We start from the raw sequence: 22,040 nt of genomic DNA, 5'->3' as shown, positions 1-22,040 counted from the left end.
TTGACCCCAACGAGCCTCCGCCCCGGGCGCGACCTGCGGACGGGGGCCGAACCGTCAGCCATGCGCCCCGCTCGGAGCGGCCGGCGACGAGGATCCGGGCGTCGCCGACACGGTCATGGCGCAGACGTCCGGGCCGGTCCGGTCAGCCGATGAGAGGGCTGCCGGCCGACCCGGACGTCGCGGTCTGATCGATCAGACGAGGTCGAACCGGTCCAGGTCCATGACCTTGGCCCACGCGGAGACGAAGTCCTTCACGAACTTCTCCTTCGCGTCGTCGCTCGCGTAGACCTCCGCGAGCGCACGCAGCTCGGAGTTGGACCCGAAGACCAGGTCGGCCCGGGTGCCGGTCCACTTCACCTCGCCGGAGGCGGTGTCGCGGCCCTCGAACGTGTTCGCGTCCTCGGCCGTCGCCGTCCACGTCGTACCGAGGTCGAGCAGGTTGGCGAAGAAGTCGTTCGTCAGCGACTCGGGGGTCGTGGTGAACACGCCGTACGAGGACTGCTGGTGGTTCGCGCCCAGGACGCGCAGACCGCCGACGAGGACCGTCATCTCGGGGGCGCTCAGCGTCAGCAGGTTCGCCCGGTCGACCAGCAGGTACTCGGCCGGCAGCCGGCTGCCCTTCCCGAGGTGGTTGCGGAAGCCGTCGGCGACCGGCTCGAGCGCGGCGAACGACTCCACGTCCGTCTGCTCCTGGGTCGCGTCCGCGCGGCCGGGGGTGAAGGGCACCTCGACCTCGAAACCGGCGTTCCTGGCGGCCTGTTCGACGGCCGCGCCGCCGGCGAGGACGATCAGGTCGGCGATCGAGACCTGCTTGCCGCCGCTCTGCGCCGAGTTGAAGGACTGCCGGATGCCCTCCAGCGTACGGAGCACCGTCGCGAGCTGGTCGGGGTTGTTGACCTCCCAACCGGCCTGCGGCTGGAGGCGGATGCGCGCGCCGTTGGCGCCGCCGCGCTTGTCGCTGCCGCGGAAGGAGGAGGCCGACGCCCACGCGACGGAGACGAGCTCGGAGACCGACAGGTCCGAGGCGAGGACCTGGCTCTTCAGCGAGGCGACGTCGTCGGCGTCGACGAGCGGGTGCGTCACGGCGGGGAGCGGGTCCTGCCACAGGAGGGTCTCGGACGGGACCTCCGGGCCGAGGTAGCGCGCGATCGGGCCCATGTCGCGGTGGGTCAGCTTGAACCACGCGCGGGCGAAGGCGTCGGCGAACTCGGCGGGGTTCTCCAGGAAGCGCCGCGAGATCTGCTCGTAGGCCGGGTCCACGCGCAGGGAGAGGTCGGTCGTCAGCATCGTCGGCGCGTGCGTCTTCGACGCGTCGTGCGCGTCGGGGACGGTGCCGGCTCCGGCGCCCTCCTTCGGCCGCCACTGGTTCGCGCCGGCGGGGCTCTGGAACAGCTCCCACTCGTACCCGAAGAGGATCTGGAAGAAGCTGTTGTCCCAGGCGGTCGGGGTGTCCGTCCAGATGCCCTCGAGGCCGCTGGTGATCGCGTCGGCGCCCTTGCCGGTGCCGAAGCTGTTGCTCCAGCCGAGACCCTGCAGTTCGATCGGAGCGCCCTCGGGGTCGGCGCCGACGTTCTCCGCCGGGCCCGCGCCGTGGGTCTTGCCGAAGGTGTGGCCACCCGCGATCAGGGCGACCGTCTCCTCGTCGTTCATCGCCATCCGGCGGAACGTCTCGCGGATGTCGCGGGCCGCGGCGAGCGGGTCGGGGTTGCCGTTCGGGCCCTCGGGGTTGACGTAGATGAGGCCCATCTGGACCGCGCCGAGCGGGCTCTCCAGCTCGCGGTCGCCGGTGTAGCGCTCGTCGCCGAGCCAGGTGGTCTCGGGACCCCAGTACACGTCCTCGTCGGGCTCCCAGACGTCGGCACGGCCGCCGGCGAAGCCGAACGTCTCGAAGCCCATCTGCTCCAGGGCGACGTTGCCGGTGAGGATCATGAGGTCGGCCCAGGAGATGCTGCGGCCGTACTTCTTCTTGACCGGCCACAGCAGCCGGCGGGCCTTGTCGAGGTTCCCGTTGTCCGGCCAGCTGTTGAGGGGGGCGAAGCGCTGCTGCCCGGCGCCGGCGCCGCCGCGGCCGTCGCTGATCCGGTACGTGCCGGCGCTGTGCCAGGCCATGCGGATCATGAACGGGCCGTAGTGGCCGAAGTCGGCGGGCCACCAGTCCTGCGAGCTCGTCAGCACCTCGGCTATGTCCCGCTTCACCGCGGGGAGGTCGAGCGTCTTGAACGCCTCGGCGTAGTCGAACTCCTCGCCCATGGGGTTGGCCACGGCGGGGTTCTTGGCGAGGATCTTGAGGTTGAGGCGCTCGGGCCACCATTGGCGGTTGCCGCCGCCCTGGGTCGGGTGCGCGGCGCGCCCGTGCGCGACGGGACACCTGCCTCCGGCCTCCGTCTTCGCGTCTACTGCGTGTGCATCGTGGTTCTCAGACATGGGAATCCTTCCAAACCGGGCGGATCTCGCTGCTAAGGAAAGGGGGCTGCGGAAGCGTCGTACGGACGTGGCTGCGGTGAGGGTTGGCTGCCGACCGAACCGATCCTACGATGGACGCAATCCAAGTCAAGAAGAGCACCAGTTGCATATCTGATAGGGATCCGGACACCTTCCTGAACTCCGGGCATCCCACCTGACCTGATTGGGTGAACCGATATGAGTGACCTGCTGGAACGACTGCGAGAGCGCGGCTGGCGCATGACCTCCCAGCGGCGCGTCGTTGCGGAGGTGCTCAACGGGGAGCACGTGCACCTCACGGCCGACGAGGTGCACGCCCGGGCGGTGGAGCGGCTGCCCGAGATCTCGCGGGCGACGGTCTACAACGCCCTGGGCGAGCTGGTCACCCTCGGTGAGGTCGTCGAGCTGTCCACGGACGGCCGCGCCAAGCGCTACGACCCCAACGCGCGCCACCCGCACCACCACCTGGTGTGCTCGCGCTGCGGCACCATCCGCGACGTCCCCCCGACGGGCGACCCGATGGCCAGCCTCCCGGAGGAGGACCGATTCGGCTTCACGGTCTCGAAGGTCGAGGTCACCTACCGTGGCCTGTGCCCGTCGTGCGCCGGCCAGGCGGGCTGACGTCGGTCCCGCCCCTGCTCCCGCTGGACGATGCGGGCTGCCCGGCCGCAGCTCGGGGGCTCGGCCCCGCGGCGCGGGCGTAACGGCGGGCCAGCCGTGCGAAGGCCTCCTCGAGTTCGGGCGGCCCGAGGACCTCGATGTCGGCGTCGAACCGCCCGATGGCCGCGGCCAGGCCGGTCCACGACCAGGAGCCCAGGACGAGCCGGCAGCGGTCCGGGCCGAGTTCCTCGACCAGCCCGTCGTGGGTGTGGGCGGACACGGTCGCCGCGGGCAGGTCGAGGATCACCTCGCCGCGGCAGGGCCGGCCGCCGGAGTCCTCGTGGCCCTCGAACCTGCGGGCCACGAAGCCGGCGACCTCGCCCCCCGGCACCTCACGCGGAGCGAAGCGGGGTCCCGTGGGAGTGCGCGGTGTCATCCGGTCGGCGCGGAACGTGCGCCAGTCCTCGCGGTCGAGGTCCCACGCGACGAGGTACCACCGGCCGCACCAGGTGACGAGATGGTGGGGCTCCACCCGGCGCGGAGGGGGTCCGGCGGGCGGCGCGTCCTCGCGAGCCCCGGCGCGCGGCGCGGTGGCGTAGTCGAAGCGCAGTAGCTCGCGGGCGCGGGCGGCGGCGCTGACCGCCATGAGCACCTTCCCGTCGACCGGCGGCCGGGGCCGGACGGCCGGCCGATCGACCGCCGTGAAGCGGAGCATGTCGATGCGGTGGCGCAGCCGTGCCGGCATCACCTGCCGGACGGTGGCCAGCGCCCGGGCCGCGCCCTCCCCGATGCCGGCCCCGGTGGCGGCCGCGACCTGGAGCGCGACGGCGAGGGCCACCGCCTGCTCGTCGTCGAACAGCAGCGGCGGGAGCTCCGTGCCGGCATCGAGCCGGTAGCCCCCGTCGGGACCCTTCGCGGACGCGATCGGATACCCGAGCCCGCGCAGCCGGTCCACATCGCGGCGCACGGTACGGGGACTGACCTCCAGCCGTTCGGCCAGCAGCCGCCCGGGCCAGTCCCGGCGCGTCTGGAGCAGGGAGAGCAGGCGGAGCAGTCGCGCTGAGGTCTTCGGCATGTCCTCCATGCTGCCCCGGGAAGCGGACACATCCTGACCGCATCTCCTGCCACTGTCGTCCCGTGCCGAACAACGAGAAGGAATGCCGATGACGGTTCTCGACGCCCGGGCCCTGAGCCGCGCCACGCTCGCCCGCCAGTTGCTGCTCGACCGCGCCGGCGTACCGGTCCTCGACGCCGTCGCGCACCTCGGCGGCCTCCAGGCGCAGGAACCCCAGGAACCGTTCGTCGGGCTCTGGTCGCGGCTGCGCGCCTTCGGCCCGGCGGACCTGTCGGACCTGCTGGTCCGGCGGCAGGTGGTGCGGACCCACCTGATGCGCCGCACCGTCCACCTCGTCACGGCCGGCGACGCCCTGGCCTGGCGCGCCCGCCACGGGGCCATGCTGCGCCAGCGGGTCCTGGCCACCTACCGCCGCGAGCTCGACGGAGTGGACCTCGACGAGCTCGCCGCGGCGGGCCGGGCCGTCATGGCCGACGGCGAGCCCCGCACGATGACCGAGCTCGCGGGGGCGCTCGCCGAGCGCTGGCCGGCGCCGGGGCGGCGGGCGCTGGGGGAGATGCTGATCGCCGCACTCGTCCCGGTGGCGCAGGCGCCGCCGCGCGGGCTCTGGCGGACCAAGGCGGGCGTGCGCAACGTCCTGCTCTCCTCCTGGCTCGGCCGCGAGATCGACCCGCCGTCGCCCGACGGCACCGACCCCGTCGGCCGGGCGCTCGTACGGCGCTACCTGGCGGCGTACGGCCCCGCCGCCTCGGCCGACCTGCGCGCCTGGTGCGGGCTCGCCGGACTGCCGGCCGCGGTGGCCGCCGTACGCGAGGAGCTGGTCGCCTTCCGGGACGAGCGGGGCCGGGAACTGCTCGACCTCCCCGACGCGCCGCGCCCCGACCCCGACACGCCCGCCCCCGTGCGCTTCCTGCCGGCGTTCGACAACGCGATCCTCGGCTACGACGACCGCACCCGGATCATCGACGACGCCCACCGCGGCCTGTCGGTGGCCGGTGAGCGGGTCGTCCTGGTCGACGGCCGGGTCGCCGCGACCTGGAACGTCCGGGACGGCGCCGTCACCGTCACCCCGCTGCGCGGGCTCTCGGCGGCTGAGCGCACCTCCGTCGGCGAAGAGGGACGGGAGCTGGCCTCGTTCCTCTCCGACAACGAGAGCAGCCGGGTGCGGATCGCCCGGGCCTGACCTCCGTCAGGCGGTCTGGCGGAAGGTGCGGACGGTGGGCGACTTGGCCAGGGCCCGGGACATCCGCACCAGCCCCGACGGGCTGTTGGGCGAGGTCAGGACCGGGCTCGGGGCCTGGGCCGCGGGGTCTTCCGGCGTGTTCCGCGCGCGGCCCCAGAGGACGACGGCCGTCGCGAGGGCGACCGCGTCGGCGACGGCCGCCGCCTCGTCGGCGGGCCGCCCCGCCTCCAGTTCCTCCCGCAGCGCCCGCGCCCGTACCGCTTCCTGCAGGTACGGGCTCACCGTGAGGATCCCGTCGTGGATGTCCGACTCGCGCTGCGTCAACCGGATCTCGATGGGCGTCCACGGACCGCCGCCCAGCGCGATGCTGTGCCGCGTCGCCGCCCGCAGTTCCCGGGACAGCGGGCGGAGCTGGGCGTACCGGCGCCACATGTCCCACTGGCTCATGACGTGCTGGGAGACGAGCGGCAGGACGAACCCGGTCGCGATCAGCAGCGCGGACACGGAGGCGAGGGCCGGTGCGACCTCGGTGCTGAGGACGTCCCAGTCGGCGTCCGCCCACCGGGCCCCGATCGCGCTGAACTTCGCCACGTCGTACAGGAGGTTCAGTACGTACCCGAAGGCGATCAGGTCCAGCCCGGTGCGCAGCGGGCCGTGGACCTCGCGCGCCCACCGCCGGCACAGGAGCGTCATGGTGACGGCGGCCGTGGTGTGCGCCGTGAGGTAGAGGAGGATCATCTCCCGGATGTACGGCGTGCTCGCGTAGTACGTGTCCAGATCGCGCAGGCGCTCGACCGGGGCCTCTCCGAGCGCGAAGAGCACGTTGATCGCCGCGATCACCACGAGGGTGACGAGGGTGCACGAGCGGGACCACCGGCGGGTGCGCTCCGCGTCCTGCGGGCCGCTGCTCCAGCGGAAGATGAGCACGATGTTGGCCCCGGAGAAGGCCGTGAGCAGGGAGAACACGAGCGGTGCGGCGGCGTTCGGGATTCCTGTGAACCTGTTGACCGCGACGAGAGTGGGCATCGCGGTGCAGCCGAACACGGCGGTGGCCAGGACGAGGAGGACCAGGACGGACCGCAGGAGTTCGTCGCGGGGGTTGCGCCAGAGGGCGGGGAGCTTGAGCCCCGCCGCCGCGAGCAGCAGGGCTCCGGGCAGGTAGAAGCCCAGTCCGTTCGAGTCGTTCACGCCGTGCCCTGCTGTTCGTGCTGGTGTTCTTCGTGCATGATCGGGCTCAGCGGCCCGGGGTGTCGAGATGCCGGTACAGCGCGTCGTGCCCGTCGGCGCCGGGGTGGACGCCGTCGACGAGCAGTCCGGTCCTTCCGCGCAGGGGTTCCCACATGTCCAGGAAGTCGACGTGGTGCGCCCCGCACCAGTCCCGCATGGCGTCGCGCAGCGCCCGTACGCGCGCCTCCGTGAAGCACAGGCCCTCGTAGTCGCCGGTGCGCGCCTCGTCGATCCACGTCGGTCCCACGACGACGAGCCGCGCGTTGTGGTTCAGGGCCGTGGCGGCCAGCGAGCCGAGGTGGGCCGCGATGTGCGCGGGCGCGTCGTAGGGGGCGTCCGGGGACGCGAGCCGTACGGCGCAGTCGTTGATGCCCGCCGCGACGATGAGCGTGTCGGGCAGGCGGGGGGCCAGCAGCGCGGGCGTCTGCTCGCTGACGTCGCTGAGGAAGCTGCCCGGTACGGCCAGGTTGAAGACGCGGTGGGCGCTCTCGTTCCCCGCGATGTGGGCGGCCGCGAGCCGGCCCGTCCAGCCGCCTCGCGGGTCGCAGCGCCCGTACGCGATGCTGTCGCCCACGATGACGATCCGCTGGGCCGCGCGCAGCGGGTCCGCGTCGAGGTAGGCCCAGGCGCTCTCCCCGGAGGTGAGGACCACCCGTCGGCGGGCGTAGTCGTCGACTTCGTACGCGTCGGCCGCGGCGAGGTCCTGGTCGGTCAGGTGCAGGACGGCCCCCTCGACCGCGGAGCTCCGCTCGCGCTCCAGGATCAGGTGCACGTCGAGACCGCTGGCGGCGATCACGGCCGGGTCGGTGATCGGGAGGGGCCGGGTGGTGTAGCCGGCCAGCGAAGCCGCGGACGTGGGCACGGCTCGCCCGAAGAGGGTGGTCTGTACTCGTTCGTCCCTCAACGTGCCGAAGGAGAACAGGAGGTGGGGGCGTGATTCGGACACTGGGAGCCGCGTGGCCTTTCTTGAAACGATTGATCAACTCACCCTAACGGCCGACTCCCGCCACCTGAACCGGGCCCCGCACCGGCGGCAACGGCGGCCGGCGGCCCCGCGCCGCGGGCCCGTGGGTGGGTGTCCGGCACCCGGGTTCACGCCGGCCTGGTTCGGATTCCGGCCCGCGGCGAGGCTGGTGGCCCGGCAACAGCGACCACCTCCCCTCCGGGGCGCGGAAAGAAGACCTCCCATGACCCTCCACGACACCACCGGTGACGCCGCCCTCGCCCTGATCCGGCAGCGGCCCGCCGACCGGCGGCGCATCCTGTTCACCGGGGCGACCCTCGTCACCATGGACCCCGGCCTCGGCGTCATCGACCGCGGCGATCTCCTCGTCGAAGGCGACACGATCGCCGCCGTCGGCCACGGGCTCGACACGCAGGACGCCGTCGTCATCGACTGCGCCGGCGCGATCCTCGGTCCCGGCTTCGTCGACACCCACCGGCACGCCTGGCAGGCCCCGCTGCGCCGGATCATGCCCGACGTCGACGACCTGGGCGGCTACGTCATGTCCACCCTGGCCGGCCACGCCACCGTCTACCGCCCCGAGGACATGTACGTCGGCACCCGGCTGGCCGCCCTCACCGCGATCGACAGCGGCATCACCACGATGCTCGACTTCTCCCACAACTCCCGCACCCGCGAGCACTCCGACGCCGCGGTCCAAGCCCTCCTCGACACCGGGATCCGCGGCGTACACGCCTCCATGGGGCCGCACTTCGGCACGTGGGACCGGCAGTGGCCGGCGGACATGACCCGCCTCAAGGACACGTACTTCGGCAGCGATGACCAACTCCTGACCCTGCGCCTGGCGGCCCTGGCCACCGACGAGATCGCCGGCCCCGCGCTCGCGTACGGTCCCGAACTCGCCCGCGTCGCCCGGGACCTCGGCATCGGGGTGAGCGTCGACGCCGTCTTCGGCGCGGCGTCCTCCGAGGCGGTGCGGCGCTGGGCGCAGGACGGGATCCTCGGCCCCGACGTCACCCTCATCCACGCCACCGGACTGACCCCCGAGGCGTGGAAGGCCATGGGGGAGACCGGCACCACCGTGGCGCTCGCCCCCACCTCCGACGCCCAGATCGGCCTGGAGACCGCGATTCCCGCGGTCGACGAAGCGCTGTCCGCCGGGATCCGCCCGGGACTCAGCATCGACGTCGAGGTCGCCCTGGCGGGGGACATGTTCACGCAGATGCGGACCCTGCACGCCATCCAGCGGATGCGAGCCGTCAACGCCGCCTACGGGACCGGCCGGCAGCCCTCCCGCATCACCACGCGCGACGTCCTGGACTTCGCCACCCTCCAGGGTGCCCGCACCAACGGGCTCGACGGCGTCACCGGCTCGCTCACCCCGGGCAAGAAGGCCGACCTGCTGGTCGTCCAGGCCGAGGAGCTCAACAACATGCCGCTCAACGACCCCATCGGCACCATCGTCCTCGGCTCCGACGCGCGCAACATCAGTACCGTCCTCGTCAACGGCGAACCCCGCAAGTGGAACGGGCAGGTCCTGGACGTCGACCTGGCGGCGCTGCGCCAGGAGGTCCGTGCTTCGCGCGACCACGTACTGAACGGCCGGGGGTCGGGGCCGCATTCGTGACCAATGGCTGCCGCTGGATCCAACTCTCATGCCATCATGTCGAGTTGTGGCTGAGGGGGAGGCTATGGCGAATACCGCGATCCGCGTGCGCCTGACGCAGGGCGGGAGCGAGGGCGACATCGGGGCGCTGAAGGCGTGGCTCGAGCGGGAGCAGAAGCTCGAAGCGCTCAGGAACAGCGGCCGGCTGGAGATCCACGAGAGCGCGGGTGAGGAGGACGGACCCGGCAGCCCGATGGGGGCCGGCATGGACATCGTCCTGGTGCTCATCGGCGCGGTCGCCCCCAAGGTGTTCGACGAGGTCTTCGAACAGGTCAAGAGCGGGGTCCGCGCGTGGCGCGAGAACCGCCGCGCCGTGGAACGGGGCGAACCGCCGGAGGTCGACGTCGCGGCGGGCGGCGACGGGAGGTAGCCCCGTGGCGCGCTTCGACCCGCGTGGGAAAGCGAACCGGGCGCTGCTCGTCGGAGTCCCCGAGTACGACTTCAAACAGCCCGAGCACCCCTTCGGAGTCTCGGGCGACCTGCAGGCGGTCGAACACAACCTCACCGGACTCGGCCGGGCACTGCGCACCGGCGGGATCTTCACCGAGGACGGGATCACCGTCACCTGCCCGCGCACCGTGGACGAGTTCGACCAGGACCTGGACGCCGCCGTCGAGGCGGCCGAGGGCTTGCTCCTGCTCTACTTCTCCGGCCACGGAGCCGTGCCCAGCACCGGCGACGAGCTGTGGCTGCTGATGCGGCGGGCGACGATCGTCCCCGGCACCGAGTCCGTGTTCCGCGGCGCCGTGCCCTGGAAGAGCGTCCTCACCGTGCTGTCCCGCGCGAGGGCGGAGCGGGTGGTCGTCATCCTCGACTGCTGCTACGCCGGCAATGCCTCGACGGCATGGGACACGCTCGGCACCGCCCAGCGGCAGCGGACCTCACTGCTGATGAGCGTCCAGGCCAACAACCGCATCGACGCGGGCGACGGCGACGGCCCCACGCCCTTCACCGCGCAGCTCGTACGCCTCCTGCAGGACGGCGAGGTCGGCTTCGACGGCCTGGCCGACCGGCTCAGATCCCACATGTCCGCGCACCACACGACGCTGCGCGAGCCCCCCGAGCCGTGGGAGCCGCAGAGCCGCTCGGCCACGTCCGGAGCGGACGTACTGCTCGCCGCCCCTCCCGTCCGCCCGCCGGGCACGCGCCCGCCACAGCCCCCGCCGACGCTCTTCGCCGAGCCGTACGGGGGCGGCGGCAGCCGGCACTCGCCGTATCCGGCGCGAACGCGCGGCGGCCGGCGGGCCGCGGCCCGAAGACCGGGTGGACGCCGCGGACTCATCCCCCTCACCGGGCGCCGCAGGCTCGCGGCGGTCATCGGCGTGCCCGTGGCGATCGCCGGCCTCGTCGCCACCGGCCTGGCCGTCCTCGGCGGCGGGGACGGGGCGGCCTGCAAGCCGCCGCTCGAACTCCGGCTGCTCACCGACCCCGACCTGGAACCCACCCTCCGCAAGGCGGCGGAGGCGTACCTCATGTCGAACGCGAACCGGGCGGGAGACGGCTGCAGGCGCAGCGGCATCACCGTCTACAGCGCCGGGGCCGCCGCCACCGTCGCCGCGTTCGGCCGGCAGTCCGACCCCTGGCAGCGGCCGACGGGAGACGACAACAACCCGCAGCGCGACATCGGCCCCCAGCCGGACATCTGGGTCCCGGCCTCGTTCGCGAGCGTCGACCGGGCCCGCCTCACGTCCCCCGAGCGGACCTACGTCTCCCTGGAGGCCGATCCCGAGCCGTTCGCCTACTCGCCGGTGGTGCTCGCGGTACCGCAGAACCTGGCGGCGGAGCCGGCCGCCGAGCGGGTGGGCAGCCTCGCGGCCTTGACGGAGGCGGTCAGGAAGCGCGAGGCGAAGGCCGAAGTGCGGCGCACGGACCCGGAGAACACCGACGCCGGCCTCCTCGCGACCATCGGCCTGTACGGCGGCGGCGGAACGGAAGGCCGCTCCCCGGCCTCGGCCGAGCGCGGCGTGGCCCAGGCGGGACCGCCCGCGCGCACGGGCGCGGAGCTGCTGTGCACGCTGCCCGACGACAACGAGGTCGACGATCGCACCACGGCCCTGGTCCCGGAGTTCCTGCTCAAGACCGGGGTGGGCTGCGACAGTGCGACGCGGACCGGGCGGATGGCCGAGTACCCCGTCGACGTCCCCGGACTGAGCCCGACGTTCGTACGGGTGCGCTGGCGGGGCGCCGACCGGGACAAGGAGGCGCGGGACCGCGCCGTGGAGGGGTTCCGCACCTGGCTGACCGGCAAGGAGGGCAAGACGCCCGCCGCGTCCGCGCCCTCCGGCGGACTCGCCGTCTTCGGGCAGGACGGCTTCCGGAGCGGCTCGGGGGGCCACCGCCCCCTCGGCGGCAGCGACTTCGGGGCCCTGGCCGACCCCGGCCTGCTCCCCGGCCCCGCCCTCCCGTCCTCGATGACCGACGCGCTCAAGCGCTACCGGGAAGCCAACGGGCCGGGCCGGGTGCTCTTCCTGCTCGACTCGTCCGGCTCCATGGGCGGCCTGTGGGAGGGCCCCGGCGGCGCGCCCGGCATCATCGCCCAGTCCCTCGCCGGGCTCGGCGGCCAGGACGAATACGGGGTCTGGGGCGTGGCCACCGAACCGGGCAACCCCCGCCCGTACGGCGAGGTGCTGCCCTTCGGCACGCACAAGCGCGAGGAGGCACAGCGGGCGATCCCCGCCTCGGCACAGGTCAAGGACGTGGAAGCCGATCCCGGCCGGGCGCTGGTCGCAGCCCTGGAGTACATGGCGCAGCGCGGCACCGAGAGCCACGGACCGCAGCTGATCGTCTACATCACGGACGACGAGGACAACAACCGGATGACCGAGGACGGCCGGCTGAACGACCTGCTCGCCTCCGCGCGGGCGAGGAAGATCCCGGTGGTCATGGCCTCCCTGGACGCCGGCGGTTGCGACAAGGGCAAACCGGACGCGGCCGTCTCCGAGGCCAGCGGCGGCCGCTGCCTGGACACCAAGGGGGATCTCGTGGCCCGGCTGCGCGACGAGGTCGCCAGGACCGGAACGGGGGACGAGGGATGAGGCACGGCCGCGGGCGCGTCCGGCGCGGTGCGTCGGCCGCACTCCTCGCCCTGCTGCTCACCGCCGGATGCGACGCGGGCGGAGCCGACGGCCCGGGCGACGGGCAGCGGCCCGCCGCGGGCACGGGCGAAGTGCCGGGCGAGATCGTGCTGGCCAGCGGCCGGGACGTGACCGGCAAGGGCGGCATCCGCCAGCAGCTCATCGCGGAGTGGAACCGGCAGCAGGAGGCGAAGGGTTCGGCCTACCGGGCCCGGCTGGTCGAGCTGCCCGGCTCGGCCGACCAGCAGCGCAGCCAGCTGCTCGGTGCGCTGCAGTCCGGCAGCGCCGAGTACGACGTCGTCAACCTCGACGTCACCTGGGTGCCGGAGTTCGCGGCGGCGGGTCTGGTCCAGCAGCTCCCCGAGCGGCTGGTCGACTCCGATGTCATCAAGTCGGTAGCGGATACGGCCCGTTGGGGAGACAAACTGTACGCCGTCCCCTTCAACAGCGACGTCGGGCTGCTCTTCTACCGCCGCGACTACCTGGCGAGCGCGGGCGTCACGAACACCGATCTCGGCAAGGGCACCGGCTGGCCCGGCGTCCAGCAGCTGATCGGCGCGCTCGACACGGCCGGCAAGAAGCTGCCCGGACCCTATGTGAAGGGCTGGACCTCGCAGCTCGACGCCTCGTACGAAGGCCTCACCGTCAACGGGATCGAGGCTTTCGCCTCCGCCGCCGACCGGTTCGCGCTCACCGACGAGGACGGCCGCTACGCCGGCTCCGTGGCCGACCTGCAGGCCGGGCTGGGCGAGCTGCGCAACCGCACCCAGGCCGCGTACACCCTGCCCGACGCCGTCCACTCCGACGAGGCGGACACGCTCACCGACTTCGCGAGCGGCCGTACGGGCTTCCTGCGGCACTGGCCGTACGCGTACCGCACGCTCCACCAGTCCCTGTCCGAGCAGCAGCTCGGCGTGGCCCCACTGCCGGGCAAGGCGGTGCTGGGCGGCCAGAACCTGGCCGTGGCCCGGGGCTCGCAGCGCAGCGCCACGGCCCGGCAGCTCGTGGAGTTCCTCACCGGCAAGGAGAGCGAACGCTGCCTGCTCGACGCGGGGTTCGCGGCCACCAGGCTCTCCGCGTACGAGGACCACGGCCTGACCTGCAAGGCGGCGAAGCCCGCCGGCCAGGCCACCGCGTCCCCGACGGGAGAGCGCACCGACCGGATGCCCCGGGACGCGGACGGCCGCCCCGCCTATGCGCGCGGCACTCTGCTGCCCGCCCTGGAGAACGCCGTCCAGCGACCGCGCACCCCGCTCTACGGCGCCTTCAGCCAGACGTTCACCGCTCAGCTGTCCCGGCTCCAGAGCACCGGACCGCCCTCCGACGCCGAACTCGCCAAGGACCTCGACGCACAGCTGAAGAGGGCCCTGCCGTCGCGCTGACCTCCACTCGCCGCACGCAGACCCCGGACATAGGCTTGCCTTACCGAAGGCGGCCGTGGTCCGCCACGTGCTGCCGTTTCCGTGCGACCGAGGAGTCGCCATGAGGAACCGCACTCGGGTACGTCACCAGGCCGGGGCCCTCGCCGCGGCGGCGCTGCTGGCCGGAGGCGTCATGCTCGCGACCGGTGCCACCGCCACCGTCGCCGGCTCGGCGGTGCGCCCCGCCGAGATCACCCCAGCCCAGCAGCAGGCCATCCTCGCCGAGACGAACAGCGTGCGCCAGCAGGCCAATCAGCCGGCCCTGACCTGGGACAGCGCGCTCGCCGCACAGGCCCAGGCCTGGGCCGACAACCCGGCGTCCACCGCCGGAGGCCAACTGAACCACGCCCCGCTGGGCAGCGCCGCCGAGAACATGTCCGGCCATCCGCCGGACCAGGCGACGGGGAGCTGGGCCGCCGAGAAGAGCGCCTACGACGCGGACCCGAACCACGACTACACGACCAACAAGGAGGGGTACCGGGCGTGGGGCCACTACTACAACATGATCGACGCCAGGTGGCACACGATGGGCTGCGGCGCGAAGAGCGGCGTTCCCATCCAGGGTGCGGGCTGGGTCGTCGTGTGCCTGTACGGCAGCTGACCCGCGTCACACCGCCCGGCCGTCCCCGGCCTCGTGGTGCATGCCCCTGCACAGCGCCCACACGATGAAGAGGTTGACGGCGACCAACACCGTGGCCCACACCGGGTAGTACGGGATCCACAGGAAGTTGGCGAGAGCGCCCAGGCCCGCGACGAACACGCCGAAGAAGCGTGCCCACAGGGCTCCGGTGAGGACGGCGCAGCCCGCCAGGATGATGATGATGCCCATGATGAGGTGGACCCAGCCCCAGCCGCCCAGGCTGAACTCGAACACGTAGTGGCGGGTCGTGACGAACAGGTCGTCCTTGGCGACGGCCGCGATCCCCTCGAAGAGGGCCATCGCGCCACCGAAGATCATGAGCGCCGCCGCGAGGACGGTGGTTCCGGATGTGGGCCCGTGCCAGGGGCTCGGGTTCGCGTCGGCCGCTCTGGTTCGGGTGGAGTCACTGGCCATGTCGGCCTCCTTGCTTGGCGCGGCCGTCCGGCCGGTGGAGCGTGCCGGACCGTCGCGATCTCCATCTCAGCGTGGCACGGGGGCACTCCTTCGGCACTCCGGGGTCAAGAATTCTTGACATCGTGTCGCGGCTGCTTGACACTTCGAATGTCTGGTTTTCTTGACATCGGGAGGGGCAGTGGCAGTCGAGGAGAAACGTGCCTGGAGCATGTTGGTGGTCGCGATCGGGTCGTACGCGACGTACCTGTGGTGGGTGTTGGACCGCCCCGCGGGAGTGCCGCTGACCCGCGCACCTTATGCGGGAGCGCTGCTGTGGACGGTCTGCCTGTCGATCGCCGTGTCGATCGCCGCCCACATCGCGATCGCCGCGTCCTCGCCGAAGGACGCGAACGTCAAGGACCAGCGCGACCGGGAGATCCACCGCTTCGGCGAGTACGTGGGGCAGTCGTTCGTCGTCATCGGCGCCGTGGCCGGCATGCTGCTCGCGATGGCCGAGGCCGCGCCGTTCTGGATCGCCAACGCCGTCTACCTGGCCTTCGTCCTCTCGTCGGTGCTCAGTTCGGTGGTCAAGGTCATTTCGTACCGGTTCGGTTTCCACCCGTGGTGAAGCCGAAGCCGACGAGGGTCACCAACACCATCCGCGCCCAGCGCTTCGCGCACGGCGAGATGACCCAGGCCGAGCTCGCCCGCCGCATCGGCGTGAGCCGTCAGACGGTCATCGCCATCGAGCAGGGCCGCTACTCGCCCTCGCTGGAGATGGCCTTCCAGATCGCCCACGTGTTCGGGATGCCCCTCGACGGCGTCTTCCAGTACGCGGCCGACACCGGCGCAACAGGCGACGACAGGGGAGACGGCTGATGAGAGCCATCGTCCAGGACGCGTACGGACCGCCCGAGGTCCTGCGCCTGACGGAGATCGAGCGGCCCGTTCCCGGGCGCGGCGAGGTGCTCCTGCGCGTGCACGCGGCCGGCCTCGACCAGGGGGTCTGGCACCTCATGACGGGCACGCCCTACGCCCTGCGCGCCGCGGGCTTCGGCCTGCGAGCGCCCAAGCAGCGGGTCCGGGGCATGGACGTCGCGGGCCGCGTGGAGTCCGTCGGACCGGGCGTCACGCGCTGGCGGCCGGGCGACGAGGTGTACGGCACCTGCGCCGGCTCATTCGCGGAGTTCGCGTGCGCCAAGGAGGACGGGCTGGCTCCGCGGCCGGCCAGGCTCACCCCCGAAGAGGCCGCCGTCGTCCCGATCTCGGCGTGCACGGCCCTCCAGGCCCTGCGCGCGGGCCGGCTGACGCCCGGTCAGCGGGTCCTGGTGATCGGCGCCGGCGGCGGGGTGGGGACGTACGCCGTCCAACTGGCCAAGGCCCTCGGGGCCGGACACGTCACCGGAGTCTGCAGCACGCCCAAGACGGAGCTGGTCCGCTCCCTCGGCGCGGACGAGGTCGTGGACTACACGAGCGAGGACCCCACCGACGGGGTGCACCCGTACGACCTCGTCCTCGACATCGGCGGCAACCGCCCCCTCCGCCGGCTGCGCCGGGCCCTGGCCCCGCGCGGAACCCTGATCATCGTCGGCGGCGAGACCGACGGCCGCTGGATCGGCGGCCACGACCGGCAGTTGCGCGCCCTGCTGCTGTCGCCCTTCACCCGGCACCGCCTGCGCGGACTCGCCGCCGCCCCGCGCCCCGGGGACCTGCGCACCCTGGGGGAACTCATCGGGTCCGGCGCGCTCACCCCGGTGGTGGACCGTGCGTACCCGCTGGCGGAAGTCCCCGACGCGATACGCCGCCTACGGGAAGGCCGCGTACGCGGCAAGATCGCGATCCGCGTGCAGGACGTGTCCGGCCCCCTGCCCGGGGTCCGCGCCGCTCCCGTTGCGGACCGTCCGTAAATGAATGGTGCGGCGCGCACGGACGGCGGATGATGCGCAGGGTCCGCTGCCGCCGTGAGCCACATGCCTGACGGGATGCCGAGATGACCCCTGCCGTGCCAGACCCCTCCGGGCCCCGGCCCCGCGCCCGGGTGAGCGCCGGTGCGCTGCTCGGCAGCCGGGAGGCGGGTGTGGCGGTCTTCCGCGGCATTCCGTTCGCCGAGCCTCCGGTCGGCGCCCAGCGATTCGCCGCGCCGCGGCGGGTACGGGGCTGGAGCGGGGTGCGGGAGGCCGTCTCGTACGGCCCGCCGCCCCCGCAGGCCGGCGTGTTCGGGATGGACGCGCTGGCGCGGCAGTCGCCGGGGGACGACTGGCTGACCGTCAACGTCTGGTCGCCCGAGCCCGAGCCCGAGCCCGAACCCGGCGCCGGCCTGCCGGTGATGGTGTGGATCCACGGCGGCGCCTACGCGATCGGCATGTCCGGCCTCCCCGAGTACGACGGCGCCCGGCTCGCCCGGGACGGCGGCGTCGTGGTGGTGACGTTCAACCACCGCGTGGGCATCGAGGGGTTCGCGCAGGTCGAGGGGGCCGTGGCCAACCGCGGTCTGCTCGACCAGGTGGCCGCCCTCGAATGGGTCCGCGACAACATCCGCGCCTTCGGCGGCGACCCGGACCGGGTCACGGTCTTCGGCCAGTCGGCGGGAGCGGGGTCCATCGCGGCACTGCTGGCGATGGAACGCGCGGCCGGGCTCTTCGGCCGGGCCATCGTGCAGAGCGCGCCCGGCACGTACTTCTCAGCGGAGCTCGCCGCGGACATCGCGGCCGCCTGCGCCGCCGAGCTGGGACTGAGGCCGACGGTGGAGGACCTGTCGGGCGTCCCCCCGCACCGACTGGCCGCCGCCGGTGACGCGGTCGCCGCCAAGACGGACCAGTGGACGCGGCGCTGGGGCCCGGCCGCACACCGGGGCGTCCTGTTCGCGCCCGTCGTCGACGGCGAGGTCCTGGTCCGCACACCGTGGCAGGCCCTGGCCGAGGGGGCCGGCCGCGGCATCGAGCTCCTCGTCGGCCACACCCGCGACGAGCAGCGCCTGTTCACCGCGCTGGAGGGTCTCCTCGGGCAGGTGACCGAGGAGCAGGCGGCGACCGCGCTGCGCCTCTTCGCGCCCGGCCCGGAGGGAGCCGACCGCTACCGCGAGGCGTTCCCGACGGCGAGCCCGGAAGAGCTGTACGAGTCGGTCCACTCGGACTGGCTGTTCCGCATGCCGACGCTGCACCTCGCCCAGGCCGCGACGGCCGCCGGCGGCCGCGCGTACGTCTACGAGCTCACCTGGCCCGCCCCGGGCATGGGCGGGATCCTCGGTGCCTGCCACGGCCTGGACGTGCCGCTCGTCTTCGGCACCCTGGACCGCGGTCAGCCCGCCGCGCTCATCGGTGAATCCCCCTCCCCGGAGGCGGAGTCCCTGTCCGCCGGGATGCGCTCCGCATGGACGCGGTTCGCGGCCCACGGCGCCCCCGGCTGGCCCGCGTACGACACCACCGAACGCCTGGTCCAACTCTTCGACGCCCGACCGGTGGTCACCGCCTATCCGGAACGGTCCTCCGAGCGGATCTGGCGGCACCACACCTTCCCGGCCCTCCCGCTGATCAGCCGGTAGCGTCAACCGGCTGCGCCCGCCCACACGGCAGGGTCCTATGCTGACGGGATGATTGACCGGGGGAGGGCCGTCGCCGCCGCGGCGTGGGGCGTGGTGGCCCTGTTGTTCGCGTCGGTGACCGTATGGGTGTCCTTGGCGGGCCTCGTCGGGCTCGGGTTCGTCGGCGCCGAGGACCGGCTTCACGTTTCCGAGTGCCGGCGCGCGGGCGGAGGGCGGGGCGCCAGCCACGTCGAGTGCACCGGCACTCTCGCGGCCGCCGCGGACCGCGGGCAGGTCAAGGTGGGGTTGCCCGATGACGGCGGGACCGTCGGAAGCGTCGTACGGGTGGCCAGGACGCCGTGGGGGACGTACATGGCCGTGGACTCCGGCCCGATATCGTGGGCGACGACGCTGCTCTACTCGCTCCTGTCCGTGATCGCCGCCGCCCTGTTCGCCTGGCTCTGCGTGCGGTGTGCCCGACGGGTCATTCCCCGAACGCGCCGTGCCGCCCCGCGCCCGAGGTGAAGCGCCCCGCCCCCGCCGCCGTCTCGCCCGCGGTCAGCGGAACCAGACCGTGCCGGTACTCCCCGGCCAGCGCCTCCGCCTCGTCCAGCCCGTGCTGTTCCAGGACGGACAACCGGTCGTGGCGCATGCACAGTTGGGGGAACGCGGCGATCTCACGGGCCAGCGCCTCCGCGGCCCCGCGCGACTGCCCCGGCGCCACCACCCGGTTCGCGAGCCCGATCGCATGCGCCTCGGCGGCGGTGACCGGACGCCCCGTCAGGATCAGGTCCATGGCGCGGCTCTCGCCGATCAGCCGGGGCAGCCGGACCGTACCCCCGTCGATCAGCGGCACGCCCCAGCGGCGGCAGAACACGCCGAAGACCGCGTCCTCCTCCGCGACCCGCAGATCACACCAGAGCGCCAGCTCCAGGCCCCCTGCCACCGCGTGCCCCGCGACCGCCGCGATCACCGGCTTGGAAAGCCGCATCCGGGTCGGCCCCATGGGTCCGTCCCCCGAAGCGAGCACCTGATTGCCCCGCTCGGTGCCGATGGCCTTGAGGTCGGCGCCGGCGCAGAAGGTCCCGCCCTCGCCCCAGAGGACGGCGACGGCGGCGCCCTCGTCCGCCTCGAACCGGCGGAAGGCATCGGCGAGCCCTGCCGCCGTCGGACCGTCCACGGCGTTGCGGACCGCAGGCCTGCTCAAGATCACCGTGAATACCGGGCCGTCCCGCTCGACCCGCACCGCGGCCTGCTCATCCGCCATGCCGCACCCTCACTCGCCGTCCTCGGTGAGGGGCCCGTAGTGGTACGCGAGCTCCCGCCAGGTCAGCGCGCCGCCGGCCTGCTCCTCCTGCCCGGGGCGGTTGAACCGCGCCATCCGCCACGCCCCGCGGTTCGGGCCCTCACCCAGCCGCGTCCACGCGTCGAGGTCGGCGTCGAGCACGCGCGAGGGCCCGTCCTCGCCGGGGTCGGCGTCGTCGATGGGGGACCAGTGGCGCAGGTCGGGGCGCTGAGCCAGCCGCTCCTGGTAGGCGGCGGCCCGGGCCATGAAATCGCGACCGCCGGCCGGGGCACGCTTGACGTGCTCCAGCTCGTAGGCGCTGGCAAGGCTGGTGAGCGTGTGGCGCATGTGACCAGCCTAAAAGCTCGCGTCCCGGTCCGGGAGCCGGTCCGGAGATCTTCTCCTTTTCGGCTCCCGCACACTCCCGGCATTCGAACGTGCTTGCGCCCCGTTACGGGGCGCGCCAGACGTTGGCGAAGGCCGCCTTCTCGATCGAGCGCCGCTGGCGCACCGCTTCCAGCTCCATCACCGCGTCGTTGACGATGGCCAGCACGGTCGTGACCGCCTCGTCGTCGAGGTCGAGCTCCTCCTCGGACGACCCTTTCTGTACGCCCACCACCGCCGCGAGGGCGGCGAGCACGGGCTCGTCCGCCTCCCAGCGGTTGCGCGCCTGGCGGCGGGCGGGCGAATCGACCAGCTCCACGCGCTCGGCCCCGAACAGCGACCGGCCGCCGCGCCCCGCCGTCAGCTCGCCATCCGCCTCGAGGGCGGTCTGGTACGCCGCGGCGAGGTCGCGGCCCCGGCGCCACAGCCAGTCCTCGACCCGCTCGTACGGCACCTGCCGCCTGAGCGCGGCCGACGCCTCGCCCAAGAGGCGGTCGTCCGGCGCCGACGGCCCGCCGGGAACGATGCTGTCACCGTCCAAGGTGACGACCTGCGCGCCGATGAGATCGATCAGCTCGGCTCCCGCGAGTGCGAGCGACAAGTCGCCCTGCCCCACGGAATGGTTCGGCTGAGGATCCATGGCGATGATGAACAGGTCTTTCGCCGTGGTCATGAACGGCTCCCCTCGGAGTCATCGGCAGTGGTGTGGTCCCACCCGGCGCCAGTATCGCGCCTGCCCGCGGTTCCGCGCGGGACGGCGCTCAGCGGTCGTAGCGCCGGTGGAAACGCTCCACCCGGCCCTCGGCGTCCACGATCCGCGAGGTCCCCGTGTAGAAGGGGTGGCTCGCCGACGAGATCTCGACGTCGACCAGCGGGTAGGTCTTGCCGTCCTCCCACTCGATGCTGCTCGACGCGTGGGCGGTCGACCGGGTCAGGAACGCGGTGCCGGCCGCGCGGTCGCGGAAGACGACGGAGCGGGATTCGGGGTGGATACGGGGCTTCATGTGATGTCCCTCCTCATGCGAGTGGGCCGCGTGGGCGGGGTCGGCTGAGTGGCCGAGTATGGGCGTGCGTACCTGCCGGGCAGTGCCCGGTGCGCCTCAGCGTTCCTCTCGAAACGCGACGTGCCGCCCGGCCAGTGCGTCGTACTTGCGCAGGACGAGGCGGTCGGGGTTGTTCCGGGTGTTCTTGCGCGTCGTGTAGGTGGTGCCGGTCCCGGCCGTCGACTTCAGCCGGACGACGGGGCGTGCGGTGTTGCGTGCCACGGGGTGCTCCTCTCGGCGGCACTCGCGCGATGTTTGACTCGCGCATGCCAGCTGACTCCTGCAACAGGAGCCCGGGCCGATGCATTCCCGCCCCGCGGAGGCGACCCTTCCCTACCCCGTCCGAGTGATCATCGGTGTGGGGGCGTGTGGGGCGGAGCCCGGCTGCCGAGGATGGCGCCATGTCTCTTCGATCTTCGTCACTTCGCCGTGCGCTGGTTCCGTTCGTGGCCGTCCTCGCGCTGTCGGCCACCGTCGCCTCCTCCTCGGCCGCCGCGGCGGAGGCGTGCGGCTCGATCATCACCGCGCCGCTCGCCGCGCCCGTCTCCGCGGACGACCCCTGTCCCAGCGCCGACCCGGTGGTGTGCCGGATCCGCGTGCTCCCGATGGACGAGAAGGTCGAGGCCCAGCGGACCCGCATCCGCTACCACGGGCTCCTGGAGGACATGCACCGGACCGCCGCCGACATGCGCAGCGCCGGGGCCACCGACGAGGAGGTCGCCAGGGAACTCGTGGACATGCGCAACCAGGCCAAGTCGATCACCCGCGCGGGCATGACCCCGGAGGAGGTCCGCATCCTGGAGGAGCGCAACACGGACAAGTACGGCAACCCGCTCGGGCCCACGGCGGACCAGCTGTACGCCAAGTACGGCACCTGGCAGCAGGTCATCGACGCGTCGATGCGGACGAGCTACGCCGTCGACCGCGAACTCAGCCTGGAGTACAAGCCCTGCCCCGTCTAGGTGTGCAACTGCCGCAGCTCGATTACACCGGGGTCTGGGCCTTCTGCTTGAGGCGTTCGTAGGGTGTTTGGCCGCCGAGGGAGCCATGGGGGCGGTGGTAGTTGTAGTAGTCCTCCCACTCGCGGAGTTTGTCGTTGAAGACGCCGGTGTCATCGATGACT

24 protein-coding genes are annotated in these 22,040 nt (G+C 72.9%); 13 read left to right on the top strand and 11 right to left on the bottom strand.

The annotated features are described in order from the left end of the window. Nucleotides 1-192: 192 nt before the first annotated feature. Nucleotides 193-2,424, bottom strand: coding sequence for a catalase/peroxidase HPI (gene katG, locus ACFYZS_RS20780; RefSeq protein WP_389014413.1), 2,232 nt, complete (start codon nucleotides 2,422-2,424; stop codon nucleotides 193-195). A gap of 216 nt (nucleotides 2,425-2,640) precedes the next feature. On the opposite strand from katG, the gene ACFYZS_RS20775 reads away from it, so the two are divergent. Beyond that, nucleotides 2,641-3,063: a Fur family transcriptional regulator gene (locus ACFYZS_RS20775; RefSeq protein WP_389014410.1), complete on the top strand. Its 423-nt coding sequence runs from the start codon at nucleotides 2,641-2,643 to the stop codon at nucleotides 3,061-3,063. Here ACFYZS_RS20775 and ACFYZS_RS20770 read toward each other — a convergent pair. Beyond that, complete coding sequence (locus ACFYZS_RS20770; RefSeq protein ID WP_389014407.1) at nucleotides 3,017-4,117, bottom strand: helix-turn-helix transcriptional regulator; 1,101 nt, start codon at nucleotides 4,115-4,117, stop codon at nucleotides 3,017-3,019. The two genes, ACFYZS_RS20775 and ACFYZS_RS20770, sit on opposite strands and share 47 nt — an antisense overlap. Before the next feature lie 88 nt (nucleotides 4,118-4,205). On the opposite strand from ACFYZS_RS20770, the gene ACFYZS_RS20765 reads away from it, so the two are divergent. Further along, nucleotides 4,206-5,300, top strand: a complete 1,095-nt coding sequence (locus ACFYZS_RS20765) for a winged helix DNA-binding domain-containing protein (RefSeq protein ID WP_389014404.1) — start codon at nucleotides 4,206-4,208, stop codon at nucleotides 5,298-5,300. 6 nt (nucleotides 5,301-5,306) lie between these two features. Here ACFYZS_RS20765 and ACFYZS_RS20760 read toward each other — a convergent pair whose 3' ends face one another. Together ACFYZS_RS20760 and ACFYZS_RS20755 are read right to left on the bottom strand one after the other, a co-directional pair. Then, nucleotides 5,307-6,488, bottom strand: coding sequence for an MAB_1171c family putative transporter (locus ACFYZS_RS20760; protein WP_389014402.1), 1,182 nt, complete (start codon nucleotides 6,486-6,488; stop codon nucleotides 5,307-5,309). 46 nt (nucleotides 6,489-6,534) lie between these two features. Further along, nucleotides 6,535-7,473, bottom strand: coding sequence for a GDSL-type esterase/lipase family protein (locus ACFYZS_RS20755; protein WP_389014399.1), 939 nt, complete (start codon nucleotides 7,471-7,473; stop codon nucleotides 6,535-6,537). A gap of 241 nt (nucleotides 7,474-7,714) precedes the next feature. Between ACFYZS_RS20755 and ACFYZS_RS20750 the strand changes: the two genes are divergently transcribed. The 5 genes from ACFYZS_RS20750 to ACFYZS_RS20730 all read left to right on the top strand — a co-directional run bounded on the left by ACFYZS_RS20750 (nucleotide 7,715) and on the right by ACFYZS_RS20730 (nucleotide 14,253). Further along, nucleotides 7,715-9,118, top strand: a complete 1,404-nt coding sequence (locus tag ACFYZS_RS20750; protein ID WP_389014396.1) for an amidohydrolase family protein — start codon at nucleotides 7,715-7,717, stop codon at nucleotides 9,116-9,118. Between the two features lie 64 nt (nucleotides 9,119-9,182). Next, nucleotides 9,183-9,527 (top strand): hypothetical protein, encoded by a 345-nt coding sequence (locus ACFYZS_RS20745; RefSeq protein WP_389014393.1) that lies wholly within the window; start codon nucleotides 9,183-9,185, stop codon nucleotides 9,525-9,527. Between the two features lie 4 nt (nucleotides 9,528-9,531). Next, nucleotides 9,532-12,192 (top strand): VWA domain-containing protein, encoded by a 2,661-nt coding sequence (locus ACFYZS_RS20740; RefSeq protein ID WP_389014390.1) that lies wholly within the window; start codon nucleotides 9,532-9,534, stop codon nucleotides 12,190-12,192. After that, a complete protein-coding gene (locus tag ACFYZS_RS20735) occupies nucleotides 12,189-13,613 on the top strand; it encodes an extracellular solute-binding protein (protein WP_389014388.1) in 1,425 nt (474 codons plus the stop codon). Before ACFYZS_RS20740 ends, ACFYZS_RS20735 begins: the two co-directional genes overlap by 4 nt. Before the next feature lie 100 nt (nucleotides 13,614-13,713). Continuing rightward, nucleotides 13,714-14,253 (top strand): CAP domain-containing protein, encoded by a 540-nt coding sequence (locus ACFYZS_RS20730; RefSeq protein ID WP_389014386.1) that lies wholly within the window; start codon nucleotides 13,714-13,716, stop codon nucleotides 14,251-14,253. A 6-nt stretch (nucleotides 14,254-14,259) separates the two neighbouring features. Here the strand turns inward: ACFYZS_RS20730 and ACFYZS_RS20725 are convergent, their stop codons facing one another. Further along, nucleotides 14,260-14,706, bottom strand: a complete 447-nt coding sequence (locus ACFYZS_RS20725; protein WP_389014384.1) for a hypothetical protein — start codon at nucleotides 14,704-14,706, stop codon at nucleotides 14,260-14,262. Between the two features lie 178 nt (nucleotides 14,707-14,884). Between ACFYZS_RS20725 and ACFYZS_RS20720 the strand changes: the two genes are divergently transcribed. From ACFYZS_RS20720 to ACFYZS_RS20700, 5 genes are all read left to right on the top strand, one after another. Further along, nucleotides 14,885-15,313 carry a hypothetical protein gene (locus tag ACFYZS_RS20720; RefSeq protein ID WP_389014381.1) on the top strand — a complete coding sequence of 143 codons (429 nt, stop codon included), beginning with the start codon at nucleotides 14,885-14,887 and terminating at the stop codon, nucleotides 15,311-15,313. Between the two features lie 29 nt (nucleotides 15,314-15,342). Then, a complete protein-coding gene (locus ACFYZS_RS20715) occupies nucleotides 15,343-15,564 on the top strand; it encodes a helix-turn-helix transcriptional regulator (RefSeq protein WP_389015148.1) in 222 nt (73 codons plus the stop codon). Continuing rightward, entirely contained in the window at nucleotides 15,564-16,592 is a 1,029-nt protein-coding gene (locus ACFYZS_RS20710; protein ID WP_389014378.1) for an NAD(P)-dependent alcohol dehydrogenase, read from the top strand. The genes ACFYZS_RS20715 and ACFYZS_RS20710 overlap by 1 nt, the downstream gene beginning before the upstream one ends. An 83-nt stretch (nucleotides 16,593-16,675) precedes the next feature. Next, the gene (locus ACFYZS_RS20705; protein WP_389014375.1) at nucleotides 16,676-18,226 is read left to right on the top strand and encodes a carboxylesterase/lipase family protein; all 1,551 of its coding nucleotides are present in this window, start codon (nucleotides 16,676-16,678) and stop codon (nucleotides 18,224-18,226) included. 48 nt (nucleotides 18,227-18,274) lie between these two features. Beyond that, the gene (locus ACFYZS_RS20700; RefSeq protein WP_389014372.1) at nucleotides 18,275-18,730 is read left to right on the top strand and encodes a hypothetical protein; all 456 of its coding nucleotides are present in this window, start codon (nucleotides 18,275-18,277) and stop codon (nucleotides 18,728-18,730) included. Here the strand turns inward: ACFYZS_RS20700 and ACFYZS_RS20695 are convergent. The 5 genes from ACFYZS_RS20695 to rpmG form a co-directional block, all read right to left on the bottom strand. Further along, nucleotides 18,690-19,472 (bottom strand): crotonase/enoyl-CoA hydratase family protein, encoded by a 783-nt coding sequence (locus tag ACFYZS_RS20695; protein WP_389014369.1) that lies wholly within the window; start codon nucleotides 19,470-19,472, stop codon nucleotides 18,690-18,692. The genes ACFYZS_RS20700 and ACFYZS_RS20695 overlap by 41 nt on opposite strands. A 9-nt stretch (nucleotides 19,473-19,481) precedes the next feature. Continuing rightward, complete coding sequence (locus tag ACFYZS_RS20690) at nucleotides 19,482-19,838, bottom strand: hypothetical protein (RefSeq protein WP_389014366.1); 357 nt, start codon at nucleotides 19,836-19,838, stop codon at nucleotides 19,482-19,484. A 103-nt stretch (nucleotides 19,839-19,941) separates the two neighbouring features. After that, nucleotides 19,942-20,547, bottom strand: a complete 606-nt coding sequence (locus ACFYZS_RS20685; protein ID WP_389014363.1) for a GPP34 family phosphoprotein — start codon at nucleotides 20,545-20,547, stop codon at nucleotides 19,942-19,944. 88 nt (nucleotides 20,548-20,635) lie between these two features. Then, nucleotides 20,636-20,878, bottom strand: a complete 243-nt coding sequence (locus tag ACFYZS_RS20680) for a type B 50S ribosomal protein L31 (RefSeq protein WP_389014360.1) — start codon at nucleotides 20,876-20,878, stop codon at nucleotides 20,636-20,638. 96 nt (nucleotides 20,879-20,974) lie between these two features. Then, on the bottom strand, nucleotides 20,975-21,139 hold the full coding sequence (gene rpmG / locus ACFYZS_RS20675; RefSeq protein WP_389014358.1) for a 50S ribosomal protein L33: 165 nt from the start codon (nucleotides 21,137-21,139) through the stop codon (nucleotides 20,975-20,977). Nucleotides 21,140-21,318: 179 nt separating this feature from the next. Here rpmG and ACFYZS_RS20670 point away from each other — a divergent pair, with 179 nt between their 5' ends. Then, on the top strand, nucleotides 21,319-21,879 hold the full coding sequence (locus ACFYZS_RS20670; RefSeq protein WP_389014355.1) for a hypothetical protein: 561 nt from the start codon (nucleotides 21,319-21,321) through the stop codon (nucleotides 21,877-21,879). Nucleotides 21,880-21,901: 22 nt separating this feature from the next. Here the strand turns inward: ACFYZS_RS20670 and ACFYZS_RS20665 are convergent, their stop codons facing one another. Further along, on the bottom strand, nucleotides 21,902-22,036 hold the full coding sequence (locus ACFYZS_RS20665) for an integrase core domain-containing protein (RefSeq protein ID WP_389015146.1): 135 nt from the start codon (nucleotides 22,034-22,036) through the stop codon (nucleotides 21,902-21,904). Between the last annotated feature and the right edge of the window lie 4 nt (nucleotides 22,037-22,040).

It is taken from the genome of Streptomyces sp. NPDC001903, from assembly GCF_042891345.1.
In the GTDB taxonomy this organism is placed as follows: Bacteria; Actinomycetota; Actinomycetes; order Streptomycetales; family Streptomycetaceae; genus Streptomyces.
Note: the sequence above shows the minus strand (reverse complement) of the source record. Positions and strands in the feature narration are given on the sequence as shown.

What these genes read in the sequence shown, in the direction of transcription:
- ACFYZS_RS20770 (WP_389014407.1), bottom strand. Translation starts at nt 4,117, where the DNA reads ATGCCGAAGACCTCAGCGCGACTGCTCCGCCTGCTCTCCCTGCTCCAG.
- ACFYZS_RS20690 (WP_389014366.1), bottom strand. Translation starts at nt 19,838, where the DNA reads ATGCGCCACACGCTCACCAGCCTTGCCAGCGCCTACGAGCTGGAGCAC.
- ACFYZS_RS20735 (WP_389014388.1), top strand. Translation starts at nt 12,189, where the DNA reads ATGAGGCACGGCCGCGGGCGCGTCCGGCGCGGTGCGTCGGCCGCACTC.
- ACFYZS_RS20725 (WP_389014384.1), bottom strand. Translation starts at nt 14,706, where the DNA reads ATGGCCAGTGACTCCACCCGAACCAGAGCGGCCGACGCGAACCCGAGC.
- ACFYZS_RS20765 (WP_389014404.1), top strand. Translation starts at nt 4,206, where the DNA reads ATGACGGTTCTCGACGCCCGGGCCCTGAGCCGCGCCACGCTCGCCCGC.
- ACFYZS_RS20750 (WP_389014396.1), top strand. Translation starts at nt 7,715, where the DNA reads ATGACCCTCCACGACACCACCGGTGACGCCGCCCTCGCCCTGATCCGG.
- ACFYZS_RS20670 (WP_389014355.1), top strand. Translation starts at nt 21,319, where the DNA reads ATGTCTCTTCGATCTTCGTCACTTCGCCGTGCGCTGGTTCCGTTCGTG.
- ACFYZS_RS20710 (WP_389014378.1), top strand. Translation starts at nt 15,564, where the DNA reads ATGAGAGCCATCGTCCAGGACGCGTACGGACCGCCCGAGGTCCTGCGC.
- ACFYZS_RS20695 (WP_389014369.1), bottom strand. Translation starts at nt 19,472, where the DNA reads ATGGCGGATGAGCAGGCCGCGGTGCGGGTCGAGCGGGACGGCCCGGTA.
- ACFYZS_RS20705 (WP_389014375.1), top strand. Translation starts at nt 16,676, where the DNA reads ATGACCCCTGCCGTGCCAGACCCCTCCGGGCCCCGGCCCCGCGCCCGG.
- ACFYZS_RS20700 (WP_389014372.1), top strand. Translation starts at nt 18,275, where the DNA reads ATGATTGACCGGGGGAGGGCCGTCGCCGCCGCGGCGTGGGGCGTGGTG.
- ACFYZS_RS20745 (WP_389014393.1), top strand. Translation starts at nt 9,183, where the DNA reads ATGGCGAATACCGCGATCCGCGTGCGCCTGACGCAGGGCGGGAGCGAG.
- katG (WP_389014413.1), bottom strand. Translation starts at nt 2,424, where the DNA reads ATGTCTGAGAACCACGATGCACACGCAGTAGACGCGAAGACGGAGGCC.
- ACFYZS_RS20775 (WP_389014410.1), top strand. Translation starts at nt 2,641, where the DNA reads ATGAGTGACCTGCTGGAACGACTGCGAGAGCGCGGCTGGCGCATGACC.
- ACFYZS_RS20680 (WP_389014360.1), bottom strand. Translation starts at nt 20,878, where the DNA reads ATGAAGCCCCGTATCCACCCCGAATCCCGCTCCGTCGTCTTCCGCGAC.
- ACFYZS_RS20685 (WP_389014363.1), bottom strand. Translation starts at nt 20,547, where the DNA reads ATGACCACGGCGAAAGACCTGTTCATCATCGCCATGGATCCTCAGCCG.
- ACFYZS_RS20730 (WP_389014386.1), top strand. Translation starts at nt 13,714, where the DNA reads ATGAGGAACCGCACTCGGGTACGTCACCAGGCCGGGGCCCTCGCCGCG.